Source organism: Cohnella sp. LGH, assembly GCF_017671885.1.
Taxonomy (GTDB): domain Bacteria; phylum Bacillota; class Bacilli; order Paenibacillales; family Paenibacillaceae; genus Cohnella; species Cohnella phaseoli.
In genome coordinates this window covers 3,953,682-3,969,702 of sequence record NZ_CP072117.1, presented here as the reverse complement: position 1 = coordinate 3,969,702, position 16,021 = coordinate 3,953,682, and the positions used below count along the sequence as shown (strand labels likewise).

At 56.4% G+C, this 16,021-nt stretch carries 16 protein-coding genes; 15 read left to right on the top strand and 1 reads right to left on the bottom strand.

The annotated features are described in order from the left end of the window. Nucleotides 1–42: 42 nt before the first annotated feature. The 9 genes from def to spoVM all read left to right on the top strand — a co-directional run bounded on the left by def (nucleotide 43) and on the right by spoVM (nucleotide 9,252). A complete protein-coding gene (def, locus tag J4772_RS17060; protein ID WP_116059436.1) occupies nucleotides 43–534 on the top strand; it encodes a peptide deformylase in 492 nt (163 codons plus the stop codon). A gap of 1 nt (nucleotide 535) precedes the next feature. Continuing rightward, nucleotides 536–1,489, top strand: a complete 954-nt coding sequence (gene fmt / locus J4772_RS17055; RefSeq protein ID WP_209076323.1) for a methionyl-tRNA formyltransferase — start codon at nucleotides 536–538, stop codon at nucleotides 1,487–1,489. 584 nt (nucleotides 1,490–2,073) lie between these two features. Further along, the gene (gene rsmB / locus J4772_RS17050) at nucleotides 2,074–3,474 is read left to right on the top strand and encodes a 16S rRNA (cytosine(967)-C(5))-methyltransferase RsmB (protein WP_209076321.1); all 1,401 of its coding nucleotides are present in this window, start codon (nucleotides 2,074–2,076) and stop codon (nucleotides 3,472–3,474) included. 26 nt (nucleotides 3,475–3,500) lie between these two features. Continuing rightward, a complete protein-coding gene (gene rlmN, locus J4772_RS17045) occupies nucleotides 3,501–4,601 on the top strand; it encodes a dual-specificity RNA methyltransferase RlmN (protein ID WP_209077213.1) in 1,101 nt (366 codons plus the stop codon). A gap of 7 nt (nucleotides 4,602–4,608) precedes the next feature. Further along, on the top strand, nucleotides 4,609–5,376 hold the full coding sequence (locus J4772_RS17040) for a Stp1/IreP family PP2C-type Ser/Thr phosphatase (RefSeq protein WP_209076320.1): 768 nt from the start codon (nucleotides 4,609–4,611) through the stop codon (nucleotides 5,374–5,376). Then, nucleotides 5,373–7,460, top strand: a complete 2,088-nt coding sequence (gene pknB, locus J4772_RS17035; protein WP_209076318.1) for a Stk1 family PASTA domain-containing Ser/Thr kinase — start codon at nucleotides 5,373–5,375, stop codon at nucleotides 7,458–7,460. Before J4772_RS17040 ends, pknB begins: the two co-directional genes overlap by 4 nt. A gap of 49 nt (nucleotides 7,461–7,509) precedes the next feature. After that, a complete protein-coding gene (rsgA, locus tag J4772_RS17030) occupies nucleotides 7,510–8,415 on the top strand; it encodes a ribosome small subunit-dependent GTPase A (RefSeq protein ID WP_116059442.1) in 906 nt (301 codons plus the stop codon). 1 nt (nucleotide 8,416) lies between these two features. Further along, on the top strand, nucleotides 8,417–9,061 hold the full coding sequence (gene rpe, locus J4772_RS17025) for a ribulose-phosphate 3-epimerase (protein WP_116059443.1): 645 nt from the start codon (nucleotides 8,417–8,419) through the stop codon (nucleotides 9,059–9,061). Nucleotides 9,062–9,171: 110 nt separating this feature from the next. Beyond that, nucleotides 9,172–9,252, top strand: coding sequence for a stage V sporulation protein SpoVM (gene spoVM, locus J4772_RS17020; RefSeq protein WP_041064529.1), 81 nt, complete (start codon nucleotides 9,172–9,174; stop codon nucleotides 9,250–9,252). Between the two features lie 84 nt (nucleotides 9,253–9,336). Here spoVM and rpmB read toward each other — a convergent pair whose 3' ends face one another. Continuing rightward, complete coding sequence (rpmB, locus tag J4772_RS17015; RefSeq protein ID WP_116059444.1) at nucleotides 9,337–9,525, bottom strand: 50S ribosomal protein L28; 189 nt, start codon at nucleotides 9,523–9,525, stop codon at nucleotides 9,337–9,339. A 200-nt stretch (nucleotides 9,526–9,725) separates the two neighbouring features. Here rpmB and J4772_RS17010 point away from each other — a divergent pair, with 200 nt between their 5' ends. The 6 genes from J4772_RS17010 (at nucleotide 9,726) to J4772_RS16985 (ending at nucleotide 15,931) form a co-directional block, all read left to right on the top strand. Then, nucleotides 9,726–10,085: an Asp23/Gls24 family envelope stress response protein gene (locus J4772_RS17010; protein WP_116059445.1), complete on the top strand. Its 360-nt coding sequence runs from the start codon at nucleotides 9,726–9,728 to the stop codon at nucleotides 10,083–10,085. Nucleotides 10,086–10,179: 94 nt separating this feature from the next. Then, on the top strand, nucleotides 10,180–11,976 hold the full coding sequence (locus J4772_RS17005; protein ID WP_209076317.1) for a DAK2 domain-containing protein: 1,797 nt from the start codon (nucleotides 10,180–10,182) through the stop codon (nucleotides 11,974–11,976). A 29-nt stretch (nucleotides 11,977–12,005) separates the two neighbouring features. Beyond that, a complete protein-coding gene (locus J4772_RS17000; protein WP_209076315.1) occupies nucleotides 12,006–12,863 on the top strand; it encodes a DegV family protein in 858 nt (285 codons plus the stop codon). 31 nt (nucleotides 12,864–12,894) lie between these two features. Beyond that, nucleotides 12,895–14,946: an ATP-dependent DNA helicase RecG gene (gene recG, locus J4772_RS16995; protein WP_209076313.1), complete on the top strand. Its 2,052-nt coding sequence runs from the start codon at nucleotides 12,895–12,897 to the stop codon at nucleotides 14,944–14,946. Nucleotides 14,947–15,016: 70 nt separating this feature from the next. Next, nucleotides 15,017–15,310 carry a stage VI sporulation protein F gene (locus J4772_RS16990; protein WP_256442722.1) on the top strand — a complete coding sequence of 98 codons (294 nt, stop codon included), beginning with the start codon at nucleotides 15,017–15,019 and terminating at the stop codon, nucleotides 15,308–15,310. A 180-nt stretch (nucleotides 15,311–15,490) separates the two neighbouring features. Next, nucleotides 15,491–15,931, top strand: a complete 441-nt coding sequence (locus J4772_RS16985; RefSeq protein WP_116059449.1) for a hypothetical protein — start codon at nucleotides 15,491–15,493, stop codon at nucleotides 15,929–15,931. The last annotated feature ends 90 nt before the right edge of the window (nucleotides 15,932–16,021 follow it).

The following is a 16,021-nucleotide window of genomic DNA, read 5'->3' as shown; positions in this document are numbered from 1 at the left end:
ATTGGAAACACAACGTCTGTAACGAAAAGGAAGGGTGCCGTTATGTCCATTCGATTAATCGTGAAACACCCCGACCCCGTGCTCCGGGAAAGAGCGCAGGAAGTGACGAAATTCAATGCCAATCTGCACAAGCTGCTGGACGACATGGCGGATACGATGTACGACGCCGACGGCGTTGGGCTCGCGGCCCCGCAGATCGGCATTTCGAAGCGCATCATCGTCGTTGACGTCGGAGACGAACACGAGCTCATCGAGATGGTGAACCCCGAGATCGTCGTCTCAGAAGGCGAACAGCTCGGTCCCGAAGGCTGCTTAAGCATTCCAGGGCTGCAGGGAGACGTTCGCCGGGCGAATCGGATCGTGATCCGAGGACTGGACCGCTACGGCAAGCCGATTGAATATGATAGCACGGAGTTTTTGTCCAGGGCGTTTCAGCATGAAGTCGATCACCTGAACGGCGTGCTGTTCATCGACTCTGCGGAATCCGTGTACGAGGCTCGCAAACCGGAAGATCAGGAGCAGGATGGAGATTAAGATGAAGATTTTGTTTATGGGGACGCCGCAATTCGCGGTGCCTTCCCTTGAGGCGCTGCTTGAGCGCGGACACGAGGTCGCGGCGGTTGTCACACAGCCGGATCGTCCTAAAGGCCGAAAAAGAGAGCTGACCCCGTCGCCGGTCAAAGTGTTCGCGACGGAACGAGGTCTGCCGGTGCTGCAGCCGGAGAAGCTGCGCTCGCCCGAGGGAGTAGCCGCGGTATCGGAAGTCGCTCCAGATGTAATCGTAACGGCTGCTTACGGACAAATTTTGCCGAAGTCGGTGCTTGCTTTGCCGCGTCTTGGATGCATCAACGTGCACGGCTCGCTGCTCCCGCGTTACCGGGGAGGAGCGCCGATCCAACGTTCGATCATCGACGGCGAGAAGGTGACGGGCGTGACGCTGATGTATATGGCGGAAGGGCTCGACACCGGAGATATGATCGCCAAAGTCGAGGTGCCGATTACGGACGAAGATACGGCTGGCACGATGTTCGAGAAGCTGAGCGAGGCGGGTTCCAAGCTGCTGCTCGAGTGGTTGCCGCGGATCGCGGACGGCACAGCCGGGCGTACGCCGCAAATCGACGAAGATTCGACCTATGCGCCGAATTTGTCGCGAGAGGACGAAAAGCTCGATTGGTCGCAGAGCTCGCGTCGGATTTTCGATCGAGTGCGAGGGCTGAACCCGATGGCCGGAGGCTTTACCTTTTTGGACGGCGAAGTGTTTAAAGTGTGGGGCTGCGCCATTCCGTCGCCGTCGGACGCCGAGTTGCGTTCCGAGTGGACTGAGTATGCTCCGGGAGCCGTACTGGAGACTGGTGCGTTCGGTATTCGCGTGCGGACTGGAGACGGTAGCATCGTACTAACGGACGTTCAGCCTGCCGGCAAAAAAGCGCTGAAAGCAGCGGAGTTCGCTAAAGGAGCCCGTCTGGCTCCCGGCAAGACGCTCGGGTAATCCCGGGCTTTTTTTGATGATTTGGCATTTGGTGGGCGTTTAACGGTCTGAGAGACCGTAAGAGACGACGTTCGTGGGAAAAATGTAGGTGTAACGGTCTACGAGACCGTAAGAGGTAGCATGTGTGGGAAAAATGTAGGTGTAACGGTCTACGAGACCGTAAGAGGTAGCATGTGTGGGGAAAATGTAGGTGTAACGGTCTACGAGACCGTAAGAGGCAGCATGCGTGGGGAAAATGTAGGTGTAACGGTCTGAGAGACCGTAAGAGGTAGCGTGCGTGGAGAAAATGTAAGTGTAACGGTCTGAGAGACCGTAAGAGGTAGCGTGCGTGGAGAAAATGTAGGTGTAACGGTCTGCGAGACCGTAAGAGGCAGCGTGCGTGGAGAAAATGTAGGTGTAACGGTCTGAGAGACCGTAAGAGGCAGCTTGCGTGGGGAAGATGTAGGTGTAACGGTCTGAGAGACCGTAAGAGGCAGCATGTGTGGGGAAAATGTAGGTGTAACGGTCTCATTTGTGTAGCGGTAAACGCAACTATTTCGACTAAAGCGTGTATTAAGAAATCAGGTAAGATGAGGATGCGAATAATGACAAAGACGATTCGAATGCCTGGAGGCAAGCCGCAGGGAGCTCGCGAGGTGGCGATGAGCGTGCTGCATAATGTGGAGACGCGGGGCGCATACAGCGGGCTTGAGCTGAATCAGGCGCTTCAGGCGGCGGGATTGTCGCGCCCTGATGCGGGGCTGGCGACCGAGCTGGTATACGGGACGATTCAACGGCTCAATACGATTGATTATGCTTTGCAGAGCCGGGTGAAGGGCTGGCCTAAGAAAATAGTGCCGTGGGTGCGCGCGTTGTTAAGAATGAGCTACTATCAGCTGCGCTGGCTGACTCGCGTGCCTGCCCATGCGGTAGTCGACGAAGCGGTCACGATCGCGAAGAAACGCGGACACGGCGGCATCGGCGGGCTCGTAAACGGCGTACTGCGCGCCGTACAGCGGGAAGGCTTCGCAGGTTCGCTGCCCCAGGGCTTGAAAACCGCGGAGCGGATCTCGCTTGAGCACAGTCATCCGCTTTGGTTGGTGGAGCGCTGGTTGGCCGAGTTCGGCGAAGCGGCGACCGAGCGGATGTGCGCCGCGAACAACGAACCGCCGCACGTCTCGGCGCGTATCAATCCGCTTAAGACGACGCGCGATGAGATTCTTGCGAAAATGGCGGAGGCTGGAATCGAGGCTGCACCTTCGCGGCTGGCTTCGGAAGGAATTGTTGCGGTGCGTTCCGGCAATCTGGTGCATACGGAGTGGTACAAGCAAGGCTGTTTTACCGTGCAGGACGAGAGCTCGATGCTTGTCGCTTCCGTCGCCGATCCGCGTCCGGGCATGAAGGTGCTCGACTGCTGCGCCGCGCCGGGAGGCAAGACGACGCATCTTGCGGAGAAGATGAAAGACGAAGGAATCGTCGTCGCCAACGACGTTCATCCTCACAAGGAGGAGCTGATCAAGCAGCAGGCCGAACGTCTTGACCTCGCCAGCGTGCGGACGATGACCGGGGATGCGCTGGAACTGGCCGACAAGCTGACGCCGGAATCGTTCGACGTCGTGCTGCTTGATGCTCCCTGCTCCGGACTCGGAGTTATTCGCCGAAAGCCGGAAATCAAATGGAACAAGACCGTTGCGGATATCGCCGCTCTGGCGGAATTGCAAGTCCGCCTGCTCGACCGGGCCCAAGCGCTGGTCAAACCGGGCGGAACGCTCGTCTACAGCACGTGCACGATCGCCTCGGAGGAGAACGGAGACGCGATTCTCCTGTTTCTGGAGCGCCATCCGGCGTTCTCTCTCGATCCCGAAGGCTGGCCTGAGGAAACGCTTAAACCTGTTCGCGAGGCGGGGCGCCTTACCGAGCCTTTCTCCGGCATGTTGCAGCTGCTTCCCGACATGTTCGGAAGCGACGGCTTTTTCATCGCGCGGCTGCGGAAGCAAAACGGATAATTTTATGATAAAATGAACGAATGGTGGTGACGAAGTTGGAGAAAGAAAACAAGCAGAAGAAAAATATAGAGCTAGAGCAGCTCAACCCGTTTATTTACGATTTCTCGTTGGAGCAAATCCAGGAATGGATCAAGGAGCAGGGGGAGCCCGCATTTCGGGCAGGGCAAGTCTTCGACTGGTTGTACGTAAAGAGAGTAAACTCTTTCGACGAAATGACGAATTTGCCGAAGCCGCTTAGAGATAAGCTGAACGCGAGCTTTCGATTCGTGACGCTGACGGAGATCGCCAAGTTCGAGTCCAAGGACGGCACGGTCAAGTTCCTGTTCGGACTGCAGGATAATCATGCGATTGAAACGGTAATTATGCGGCATAACTATGGCAACAGCGTTTGCGTAACGACGCAGGTCGGCTGCCGAATCGGCTGCACGTTCTGCGCTTCGACGCTGGGCGGTCTGAAGCGGAGCCTGACGGCGGGAGAAATTATCGCTCAAGTCGTTAAGGCCCAGCAAATTCTCGATCCTCTGAACGAGAGGGTGTCGAGCATCGTTATTATGGGGATCGGCGAACCGTTCGAAAATTACGACGCGACGATGAGCTTCCTGAGAACGATGATTCATCCGAAAGGGCTTAACATCGGAGCCAGACATATTACGGTGTCGACGAGCGGCATCGTGCCGAACATGATTCGGTTCGCGGACGAGAATACACAGATCAATCTGGCGATTTCCATCCATGCTCCGAACGATGCGCTGCGCTCCAAGCTGATGCCGGTTAACCGCAGATATCCGTTCGCGGACGTTATCGATGCCTGCAAATATTATATTGAGAAAACAGGCCGAAGAATTACGTTCGAATACGCGCTGATCGGCGGAATGAACGATCGGCCGGAGCATGCCGAGGAGCTCGGAGAAGTGCTGAAGGATATGCTGTGCCACGTCAACCTGATTCCCGTCAACTACGTGCCGGAACGAAACTATGTCAGAACGCCGAGAGACGATATTTTCGAGTTTCAGCGAGTGCTGCAGAAGAACAACGTAAACGTAACGATCCGCAGGGAGCAGGGCCACGATATTGCGGCGGCGTGCGGTCAACTGCGGGCGAAGCACATGGAAACGACGACGGGGTGATGCGGGAATGTTAACGGTATTGCGAAGCCATGTCGGCAAAGTCCGGCAAGTCAATGAAGACCAGGCCTGGAGCGGCGCGCTTGCGGACGGATGGACCGCGGCGATCGTCGCCGACGGAATGGGCGGCCATCGCGCGGGCGACGTGGCCAGCTCGCTCGCCGTGGACAGCCTTGTGCAGTCGCTGCAGGCGTGGGGGCATACGACGTCGGTCGCCGACGCCGCAACTAAACTTAGCGGGATTGTGAAGCAGGCCAACAAAGTCGTGTTCGACACAGCTTCGCTCAACGATCGATATCACAACATGGGTACGACCGTCGTCATGGCGCTCATTCGGGAAGATGCCGCTTTGCTCGGACATATCGGCGACAGCCGCGCTTATCGTCTGCGCGGCGGCCAGCTTGAATTGCTGACGGAAGACCATACGCTGGTCAACGAGTTGACCAAATCCGGTCAACTGACTCCGCAGGAGGCCGCTCACCATCCGCGCCGCAACGTGCTGACGAGAGCGCTTGGCACAGACCGGGAGGTAGATGCGGACGTACAACTGATCGACTGGCAAAACGGAGACGTTATGCTGCTCTGCAGCGACGGCTTGAGCGGACTGGTGGAGGATTCGGAGGTACAGGCCGCGCTGGAGCGTCCGGGAACGGGTTTGGAGCAGCGGGCCGATGAATTGATCGAGCTGGCCTTGGCGGCAGGCGGAGACGATAATATTACGGTTGTGCTTGTCGCGGACGACGGACGGGCATACGCGGCGGGAGGAGATACGGCATGATCGGACATACGCTAGGCGGCCGTTACGAACTGCTGGCTCGAGTCGGCGGCGGCGGGATGGCTCTCGTCTATAAAGCTCGCGATCTGCTGCTCAACCGCTTCGTGGCGGTCAAGGTGCTGCGACAGCAATTTACCCACGACGACGATTTCGTGAAGAGATTCCGGCGCGAGGCGCAAGCTGCCGCATCGCTGTCCCATCCGAACATCGTCAGCATTTACGATGTCGGACAAGTCGACGATACGCATTATATCGTGATGGAGTTCATCGACGGAGCCAATCTGAACGAAATTATTCGCGAGAGGGCTCCCCTGCAAGCCGACGAGGCGGTTAGAATCGCCATGCAAATTTGCGACGCTTTGGAGCACGCCCATCATAATCAAATCATTCATCGCGATATTAAACCTCACAATATCCTGATCGGAAACAACGGACGCGTCAAGGTGACGGACTTCGGCATCGCCAGAGCCGTTACTTCCTCGACGATTACGCAGACGGGGTCCGTTATCGGCTCCGTGCACTATTTCTCCCCGGAGCATGCCAAAGGCGTTGCGACCGGGGAGAAGTCGGACCTTTACTCGCTGGGCATCGTGCTGTACCAGATGATGACCGGAAGACTTCCGTTTTTGGGCGAAAGTCCGATCAGCGTCGCGCTGAAGCATTTGCAGGAACCGTTCGAGCAGCCGCGCCTGGTGAACCCGCACATTCCGCAAAGCGTGGAAAACATTATTTTGCGGGCGATGCGCAAAAATCCTCAGGAACGCTACAATTCCGCCAAAGAAATGCAGCGGGATCTGGAGACGTGTCTGCAGCCGCAGCGACTGAACGAGCCGGCGCGGATGTACGAGAGCGACGACGAGGACGAGCAGGACAAGACGAAGGTCGTCCCGGCGATCCGGTCGGACATGCGCAATACGATCGAAGCTCCGGCGGTCAAACCATCCGAGGAGCGCTGGAACGATGACGATACGGGCGAGCGCAAGCGCAAATGGGTGCTGCCGACCGTTCTGGGCGTCATCGCTGTTGTGCTGATCGGCGTGCTGATCTGGGCGGTCTCTCTGCTCAAGGATGTCACCAACGAAGACGTCCCGGTTCCGAACGTCATAGGCGACGAAGAGCAGAAGGCGATCGAGAAATTGACAGAGGCCGGGTTCCAGATCGTGGATCCGACGATTTATAAGGAAGTCGAGGACGAGAAGGATGACGGCATCGTCATCGATCAGTCGAAGAAGGATATCGTAGCCAAGGAGGGCTCTCCGATCCAGCTCACGGTAGGCAAGGCGAAGGAGCTTCCGCCGATGCCGGCGCTTACCGGACTGCAGTACGATGCGGCGGTTACGCAGCTTCAGGCGATGGGCGTTAATCCGAACAATATTATTCCAAGCGAAAAGTATAACGAGAGCGAGCCTGGCACTGTACTCGACCAGATTCCTCCGGCCGAAGCCAAGTTCGATCCGACCTCGGCAATGACGAAGATTACGCTGGTCATCAGCAAAGGCGAGGAATCGTTCCCGATGCTTGAATTGATCGGTAAAACCGAAGCCGAGGCCAAAGCGATGATTGAACGGCAGGACTTGGTGCTGCAGGAAGTCTTCCGCGAACCCAGCTACAGCACGCCGAAGGGTGAAGTATTTAAGCAGTTCCCTGCCAATAAGGACGAAATGGTGACTCCGAAAACCAAAGTTCAGATCTGGGTGAGCAGCGGATATCCGGCGGACGCTTTGGAGAAGCGGCTTTCTGTAACCGTGTCTCCTGCTGTGGAAGGGCAGCCGAGCGACATCAAGATTATGTATTCCGACGCAACCGGAGACAATATCGAGAATGTGTCGAAGCGGATCAGCTCGACGACTTCGTTCCCGGTTAAGCTGATTTTGTCTCCGGATAAGACAGGGTTGATCACGATTATGCGCGACGGCGTATTTTTGAAATCCGAGCCGGTCTATTACGACGATAGAGATATTCCGGCATCCGTAACGCCGGAGGAGCCCGGTTCGGGAAGCTCGGACCCGAGCGAATCGCCGGTAGAGACTACCGGAGAAGACGCCACGGACAATCCGGAGGAAGGGGAAGGCGGCGTCTCGCCATAAGGCGAGGCTCGACTTCTCCTTCCGGAACTCGCAAAGGAGCTGTGACTGAGTGCCTGAAGGCATTATCGTTAAAGCATTAAGCGGCTATTATTACGTCCAGGACGAGAACGGCGGAGAACCGGTGCAGTGTCGCGGTCGGGGCATCTTCAAGAAGCGGGGCGAGTCCCCGCTCGTTGGGGATCGCGTCGCATACAGCGAGACGGACAACGGGGAGGGAACGGTCGAAGCAATTCATTCGCGCTCCTCGCAGCTTGTAAGGCCGCCGGTCGCCAACGCCGATCTGGCCGTGCTCGTCTTTTCCGTAGTCAGACCGGAGCTGAACCTGGGTCTGCTCGACAAGTTTCTCGTGCATATCGAGCATGTCGGCCTCGACGCGCTGATCGTCTTCACGAAGCTGGACCGGATTCCGGACGGGGAGGAGGGCGAGCGGATTCTTCGCGATGTGGCGGAGGCTGAAGCGCTGTACTCCTCGATCGGTTATCAGGTGTTGAAGACGAGCGCTCATCGGGGCGAAGGCCTTGACGAACTGAGAGCGGCCTTGGCCGGACATATCAACGTGCTTGCGGGTCAATCCGGCGTCGGCAAGTCGTCGCTCGTCAACGCGCTAGTTCCGGGGCTTCGGCTTGAGACGAACGAGATTAGCGACAAGCTGGGGCGCGGCAAGCATACGACGCGGCATGTGGAGCTGATTTTGCTTGCAGGAGGCGGTTATATGGCCGATACTCCCGGCTTCAGCCAATTGGATTTCAACGAGCTCGGCATCGACGAGATCGGAACCTGCTTCCGTGAGTTTGCAGAAAGGTCGTCCTCCTGCAAATTCCGGGGCTGCACGCATACGCACGAGCCGCAATGCGCGGTGCTGGAGGCGAAGGAACAGGGCTTGATCGCAGTTAGCCGATACGACAATTACGTCGCTTTTATGACGGAGTGGAAAGAAAACAAGCGGAGGTACTGACATGACGATTATCGCGCCGTCCATTCTCGCTTCGGATTTCTCCAAGCTAGGCGACGAAATTCGCAGCATTGAAGCTGCCGGAGCGGATTGGGTACATATTGACATTATGGATGGACATTTCGTGCCGAACTTGACGTTCGGACCGCCGATTGTGGAGATGATTCGACCGGTCACGAAAATGTTTTTCGACGTGCATTTGATGGTGGAAAACCCGCAATCGCTATTTCCCGCATTGGCCAAAGCCGGCGCGGAGCGAGTAACGGTGCATCCCGAAGCCTGCGTTCATCTGCACCGCACTTTGACGGAGGCGAAGGAGCTGGGCATGAAGGCGGGGGTCGCCTTAAATCCGCACACGCCATTATCGGTGCTGGAATATATGCTTGACGAGATCGATCTCATTCTTATTATGACCATCAATCCCGGATTCGGGGGGCAAAGCTTCCTGCCTGCCATGCTGCCTAAGCTGCGCGATCTGCGAGCTATGCTTGAACGCCATGGCAAAAGCGATATTTACGTTCAGGTGGACGGAGGCATCAATGCCGACACCGCGAAGCTTGTCAAGGAAGCCGGAGCGAATTCTCTGGTGGCGGGCACGTATATATTCGGACATCCGGACCGGGCGGCGGCGATCGCTTCTCTGCGCTGACAATTGTCTGGAATAGGACAAAGCTTCCTCCGCATACATTGGAATCAGTAGCGCGCTTCGGCGAGAACAGAAGCTTGCGAGGGTTCAGCCTGCGGAGGAGGGATGGGACGATGAAGTTTTACACCATCAAGCTGCCGAAATTTTTAGGTGGCTTCGTCAAAGCGATTCTCAATACTTTTCACAAAAATTGACGCCTTGTAGTAGGCAAGCATAAAAAAAAGAAAACCGTCAGACGAATCTGACGGTTTTTTTCCTCATGGCTGAATCAGTCTGACTTACACGCGGGTTACCGCTCCGGACTTCAGAGCTTTGGCGCTAACGAATACGCGCTTAGGCTTACCGTTCACCAGAATACGCACTTTTTGCACGTTAACCCCCCACGTACGGCGGGAAGTGTTGTTCGCGTGAGACTTGTGGTTGCCCGAACCTGGCTTTTTCCCTGTAATATAGCATTTACGAGCCATTAAAATACACCTCCTTGCCACGTCCATACAAATACTTCACTATATTAGCATAGCGCGTATCCGGATGCAACGAGAAAAGCGCTTATTTCAAGCTTTTGCGGCGTAATCGCGAGAAATGGCAACAGAACGGCTTCATTCTCCCGTTTTTTTATAGTACAATGAGGTATAGTCCATAATAAGCCGTAAAGGAGTGAATTTCCATGCCTCTGCAACTCGCATCGGAGAACGGAAAAATTGATGTGGCGGATCAAGTGATCGCCGTGGTCGCCGGTTCGGCGGCATTGGATTGTTATGGACTGGTCGGCATGGCGTCCCGCAAAGGTTTGAAGGACGGGATCGCGGAGCTGCTCGGGCGGGAAAATCTGTCGCGCGGCGTGGAAGTGCGTCACGAAGGCGAGCAGGTTCACCTGGATTTGTATGTGATCGTTAGCTATGGAACGAAAATTTCCGAGGTCGCCCACAACATCCAGTCCAAAGTGAAATACGTGCTGGAAGAAGTCGTTGGCCTGCGGGTCGATCAGGTGAACGTCAACGTTCAAGGAGTGCGAGTACTGAAGTAGCTTATTTTTAAGGGGCGTTCAAAAAGTTCATCGCGCATTTCGGTCGCGAAAATCGAACTTTTTGAACTCTCATTTAGGGAAGGGGATTTCATCATTGAGTAAGCGCTTCTTGAACGGAAGTGAATGGGCGGCCATGATCTTGCTCGGTGCGGAGCGATTGTCCCGCAACGAGGAGCGCGTCAACGCCCTTAACGTATTTCCCGTGCCGGATGGCGATACGGGTACGAATATGAATTTAACGATGTCGGCCGGAGTGGCCGAATTGAAAAATAAGCCGTCAGACGAAGCGGGCAAAGCTGCGGAAGTATTGTCCAAAGGACTTCTGATGGGAGCGCGGGGCAATTCGGGCGTCATTCTGTCGCAATTGTTCCGCGGTTTTGCGCGCGCAATTTCGGGCCAACGCGAGCTTACGGCGCCTCTGTTCGCAAGCGCGTTGCAACAGGGAGTTGATACCGCTTACAAGGCGGTAGTCAAGCCGGTGGAAGGGACGATTCTTACGGTTGCGCGGGAAGCGGCCAAGCACGGCTTGTCCGTGGCAAGGAGAACGGCGGACTTGACCGAGCTTATGCGCGAGGTGCACGCCAAAGCGCTTGAGACGCTGGCGCGTACGCAGGACATGCTGCCGGTGCTGAAGCAGGTCGGCGTCGTCGATTCCGGCGGACAGGGACTTGTGTACATTTACGAGGGCTTTGTCGATTACTTAAGCGGCAGCGTACAGGACGGAGAAGCAACGGCAGCGAGTTCGCTCGGCATGCGTTCTGCTCCGGTCGTCCCTGCTGCGACCGCGCCGGAGCGCAGACCGATCTCTTCGGGATCGTCCGCGCAAGCGAAAATTACGACCGAAAGCATCGCGTTCCCTTACGATATGGAGTTTTTTATTCAGCGCTTCACGACGTCGGCTCCATTTCCGGAACGTACTTTCCGACAGGCGCTTGAGCGGGACGGCGACTCGATTATTCTGATCGAGGACGACGATATCGTGAAGGTGCACGTTCATTCGCGGCGTCCGGGCGACGTGCTGAATCTGGCGCTTACCTACGGCGCAATTACGCAGATTCACATTTTAAACATGCAGGAGCAGCATCGCGAGCTGCTGGCCCAGAAGCATGACGAGCCGGCCGCTTCCTCGCAGGAGACGCCGAAGGTCGACTACGCGCTTCCGGGCGTCGTGGATTTGCCTGCCGTCACTGCTTCTCCGGAGAGCGAGCCGAATCCGGACGTCTACGAATTGGCTTCTTACGGAGTTGTAGCAGTCAGCGTCGGCGACGGCAACGCGGAGCTGTTCCGCAGTCTCGGCGTCGACATCGTGTTGTCCGGCGGCCAAAGCATGAACCCAAGCACGGAAGATTTGCTCGGCGCCATCGCTTCGTTGTCTGCGCACCACATCATCGTGCTGCCGAACAATCCGAACATCGTGATGGCGGCCAGGCAGGCGGCCGAGCTGGCGGAGCGTCCGGTAACCGTGCTTCCGACGCGCACGCTGCCGCAAGGCATGGCGGCGATGCTGGCGTTCCAGGAGAGCGAGCCGGAGCAGACGAACATCGATCGAATGACAAAGGCGTTCGAGCGCGTCGTTACCGGATCGGTCACGAAGGCGGTCAGAGATACCGAGATGGACGGCGTGCAAATTAAAGAAGGCCATTACATCGGGATTCAGGACAAGAAGATCGTCGTATCGAACGAAAGCTTGCTTGAGGCGGTCAAGGGGCTGCTTGGCGCTTTGCTGGAGACGGGCGAGGAGATTCTGACCGTGCTGACTGGGGAGGGGGCCAACGCCGAGCAGACCGAGGAGCTTGGCCGCTGGCTCGGCGAGACGTATCCGAATGCAGAGGTTGAGATTCATGAAGGCGGCCAGCCGCTGTACCCGTATCTGTTGGCGGTCGAACCGTAAAATTCATGTAGGGTTGGAGGAGACGAGCTATGGCATCGGTTGTTCTGGTTACGGACAGCACGGCGGACATTCCGCGTGCGACAAGAGAGAGGCTTGGCATCGAGATGGTGCCTCTGAAGGTCAACTTCGGTGAAGAAAGCTACCTGGACAACATTGAGCTTCAGCCAGCCGAATTTTATAAAAAGCTGGCGGGCTTTGGCAAGCTTGCGACTTCCTCGCAGCCATCGCCGGCTGATTTTCACGAGGTGTACCAAAGGCTGACCGATGCGGGTCATGAGGTCATTTCCATCCAGCTCTCCAGCGCGATGAGCGGCACGTACCAGTCGGCGACGATCGCCAAGTCGATGCTGGACGATGATTCCGCCGTGACGATCGTCGATTCGAAATCCGCTTCGTTCGGCTACGGTCATATTGTCGTCAGAGCCGCCGAGCTGGCGCAAGCGGGAGCGAGCAAAGCCGACATTCTCTCCGAGGTCGAGCGGATGCGCTCGGAGCTTCGTCTCTATTTTCTCGTGGATACGCTTGAGTATTTGCAGAAAGGCGGCCGTATCGGGAAAGCGTCGGCTGTGCTCGGCTCCTTATTGAACATTAAGCCGATTCTGTCTATCGACAAGGAAGGCGTCGTCTATCCGTTCGATAAGGCGAGAGGACAGAAGCGAGCGATGGCGCGAATTGCCGAAGTGCTGGAATCCGATCTGAAAACCAGGCCGTTGAGCTTGGTCGTAGCCACCACTCCAGGGTATACAGACGGTGCGGAGGAAATGGCCGAGCTGCTCAAAAGCAAACTTAATGTGAAGGAATACGCAGAGACGGAGATCGGGCCGGTCATCGGCGCGCATGCGGGACCGGGCACGATCGGGATATTCATTTTTCCGCTGGATTCCTGAATTCTGGCAAGTCGATAAAGAGGTTGGTCTTATGTCGATATCTTTATTCCAAATCCCTCTGACGAAACTTCAAGGCGTGGGCCCCCGGAAAGCCGGTGAGCTCCACGCCTTGGGCATTTCCAGCGTCGGAGATCTGATTGAATATTATCCGTTCCGGTACGAGGATTATCGGATTCGCGATCTGCGCGAGGTCAAGGACGGCGAACGAATTACGATTCAGGGAAAAATCGCTTCTATGCCTTCCCTACAAAGGTTTGGAGGCAAGTCGCGTCTCATCTGCCGCGTTATGGTTGACGCCACGCTTGTGACTGCCGTCTGGTTCAATCGGGGCTTCCTGAAGGAACAGCTTGCGCTCGAACGGGAGATTACACTGACCGGTAAGTGGGACCAGCGTCGTCGTCAATTAACGGTGGCGGATTCCGAGTTTCCGGATCGCGGCGGCGCCAAGACGGGTACTCTGCAGCCGGTCTATTCCGTCGGCGGCGATATGACGCAAGCCGCGATGCGGGGACTGATCGAGAAGGCTCTGATCCAGTTCGGGGATTACATTCCGGAGATTTTGCCCACTGAGCTGACGGACAAGCACGGGCTGATGGCTCGCAAGGACGCAATCGCAGGCATTCACAGACCGGAGAATACGAGGGACGGACAGGAAGCCAGGCGCCGGATGGTATACGAGGAGCTGTTCCTGTTCCAATTAAAGCTGCAAGCCTATCGCGCCATGCATGCGAGAAAATCGGACGGACTCGTTCACACCGTCGACAACGACGAAATTCGCACATTTGTTGGGGCACTGCCCTTCGAGCTGACCGGCTCGCAGAAGCAGGTCATCAACGAGATATTGCACGATATGAAACAGCCTTACGTGATGAATCGGCTGCTGCAAGGAGATGTAGGCTCGGGCAAAACGGTCGTGGCGGCGGTGGCGCTGTATGCAACCGTGCGTGCCGGGCATCAGGGGGCGCTGATGGTGCCGACGGAAATCTTGGCCGAGCAGCATGCCCGCTCGCTAGGCAAAATGTTCGAATCTTACGGCATACAGGTCGGCTTGCTCACCGGTAGTGTTACCGAGCGCAAACGGCGGGATTTGATTGCTTCGCTGCAAATGGGGCTGCTTGATATCGTCGTCGGCACCCATGCGCTAATTCAAGAGGATGTGTTCTTCCGCAGCCTCGGTCTCGTCGTCACCGACGAGCAGCATCGGTTCGGCGTTAACCAGCGCAGCATTTTGCGGCGCAAAGGGATGAACCCCGACGTGCTGACGATGACCGCGACGCCGATTCCGCGGACGCTGGCGATTACGGTGTTCGGCGATATGGACGTTTCGACCCTGCGAGAGCGTCCAAAGGGCCGCAAGTCGATCAAGACGTATTCGGTGAAGCATGAGCTGATGGACAGGGTGCTTGGCTTTATTCGTAAAGAGACATCCGCAGGCAGGCAGACGTTCTTTATATGCCCACTAATCGAAGAGTCGGAGAAGCTGGACGTTCAAAATGCGATCGATCTGCATATTCAGCTCTCCCAGGCTTTGCCCGAGCTGACGATCGGATTGCTGCACGGACGGATGACCGCGACGGAGAAGGAAGAGACGATGGCGGAGTTCGCTGCGGGGAAGACGCATGTACTCGTCTCCACAACGGTAATCGAGGTCGGAGTGGACGTGCCCAACGCCACGCTAATGATCGTAATGGACGCCGACCGGTTCGGGCTATCCCAGCTTCACCAGCTTAGAGGCAGGGTAGGCCGGGGAGAGCATCAGTCCTACTGCATTCTGATTGCCGATCCAAAGTCGGAAAACGGCCAGGAGAGAATGAGGGCGATGACGGAGACGGACGACGGCTTCGAAATTTCCCGTAGGGATTTGGAAATTCGCGGTCCGGGAGAATTTTTCGGAACGAAGCAAAGCGGGATGCCCGAATTCCGTCTGGCTAACCTGCTTAACGATTTCGAGGTGCTGGAGCAGGCCAGGGACGACGCGGCCGCTCTCACGTCCTCCGAGGCGTTCTGGTCCTCGCCCGGATACGGATCGCTTAGAGACTATTTGGCGCGCGAATCGCAGCATCGGGACGAGCCCCTGGACTAGGGGGAGTCATCGTGCGTTCGCCTGCGGCATAAGATGTACCGAGCAGCCGCAGGAAGGAGCGTGACCCTCGTTGACCCCGGGTTATCAGAAGTTTGGCATTAAAACGGAATTCGTCGAGCGAGTGAAGCTGAAGATGAAAAATCCCGCCATTAAGGAAAAGATCAAAGGGCATTTGGAAGGCGCGACGAAATACGATCTTCAGGACCGTCCCAAAGTGCGCAGATGGGTAAAGACGTTCGCTAAAATTTTGAATGAGCCGCTTACCGAGACGCAGGAGGATCAACTCGTCAACTTCATCATCTCCCAGAAAATCGATCCCAACAACATGCTTCATTTGCTTAAGCTGTATACGATGTTCAGATAACGCAAAGACGAAGGGGCCGTCTCTCCAGCCGCCAAGTTGTCTCTATCTACAGGGACAACGCGGCCGGAGGGGCTGCCTCTTGTCGTATCAAAATATACAACTGCCCCGTGAGGTCTGTCCAAGCATCCTTTCGGTTTGGACATACACTATACCAACTTCACAATGAAGGAGGTTGACACAATGGGTAGATTTTTAGATCTGCGCAGTTCGATGAACTCTGGGGTATCCGGCGCGCCGGGCGTAGCGATTACAGCCACTCCCGCCTTGTTCGGCGTCATCGGCTTGCAGACGGACAACGTCACGAACAAAGTCATCACGCTTACGGGGATGGTAGGCGTCAGCTCTCTGCTTCTCGGCTCTACCTTCGCTATTCAAATCTGTCGCGGCACGACGGTGTACAATCCGGCCAACGTCATTTACACGCTGGTTCAAAATGTGCGGCTTTCCGCATTCTCCGATACGTACGCCTTCACCGCCCAGGATTTGCTCGCTCCGGCTGCCGCCGAGACGATCTATTCCTCGTTTATTTTCGGCGGAAGCTTGCTCGGCTTGCTGTTCACCGGCGAACGAGTCGGGCCGGAAGTATTCTGGGGCATTGCCTCCCAAGGCGCTCCGGGCTAATCGAGTTATCCATTTAGAGGGAACTATCCTCCGGCCATCCAGGATGGCCCGGAGGATAGTCCCTTTATTTTTTTGATGCGGTTGTACCTC

Excerpts from the sequence above, each read along its gene's own strand:
- def (WP_116059436.1), top strand. The coding sequence starts at position 43 with ATGTCCATTCGATTAATCGTGAAACACCCCGACCCCGTGCTCCGGGAA.
- fmt (WP_209076323.1), top strand. The coding sequence starts at position 536 with ATGAAGATTTTGTTTATGGGGACGCCGCAATTCGCGGTGCCTTCCCTT.
- rsmB (WP_209076321.1), top strand. The coding sequence starts at position 2,074 with ATGACAAAGACGATTCGAATGCCTGGAGGCAAGCCGCAGGGAGCTCGC.
- J4772_RS17040 (WP_209076320.1), top strand. The coding sequence starts at position 4,609 with ATGTTAACGGTATTGCGAAGCCATGTCGGCAAAGTCCGGCAAGTCAAT.
- pknB (WP_209076318.1), top strand. The coding sequence starts at position 5,373 with ATGATCGGACATACGCTAGGCGGCCGTTACGAACTGCTGGCTCGAGTC.
- rpe (WP_116059443.1), top strand. The coding sequence starts at position 8,417 with ATGACGATTATCGCGCCGTCCATTCTCGCTTCGGATTTCTCCAAGCTA.
- spoVM (WP_041064529.1), top strand. The coding sequence starts at position 9,172 with ATGAAGTTTTACACCATCAAGCTGCCGAAATTTTTAGGTGGCTTCGTC.
- rpmB (WP_116059444.1), bottom strand. The coding sequence starts at position 9,525 with ATGGCTCGTAAATGCTATATTACAGGGAAAAAGCCAGGTTCGGGCAAC.
- J4772_RS17010 (WP_116059445.1), top strand. The coding sequence starts at position 9,726 with ATGCCTCTGCAACTCGCATCGGAGAACGGAAAAATTGATGTGGCGGAT.
- J4772_RS17000 (WP_209076315.1), top strand. The coding sequence starts at position 12,006 with ATGGCATCGGTTGTTCTGGTTACGGACAGCACGGCGGACATTCCGCGT.
- recG (WP_209076313.1), top strand. The coding sequence starts at position 12,895 with ATGTCGATATCTTTATTCCAAATCCCTCTGACGAAACTTCAAGGCGTG.
- J4772_RS16985 (WP_116059449.1), top strand. The coding sequence starts at position 15,491 with ATGGGTAGATTTTTAGATCTGCGCAGTTCGATGAACTCTGGGGTATCC.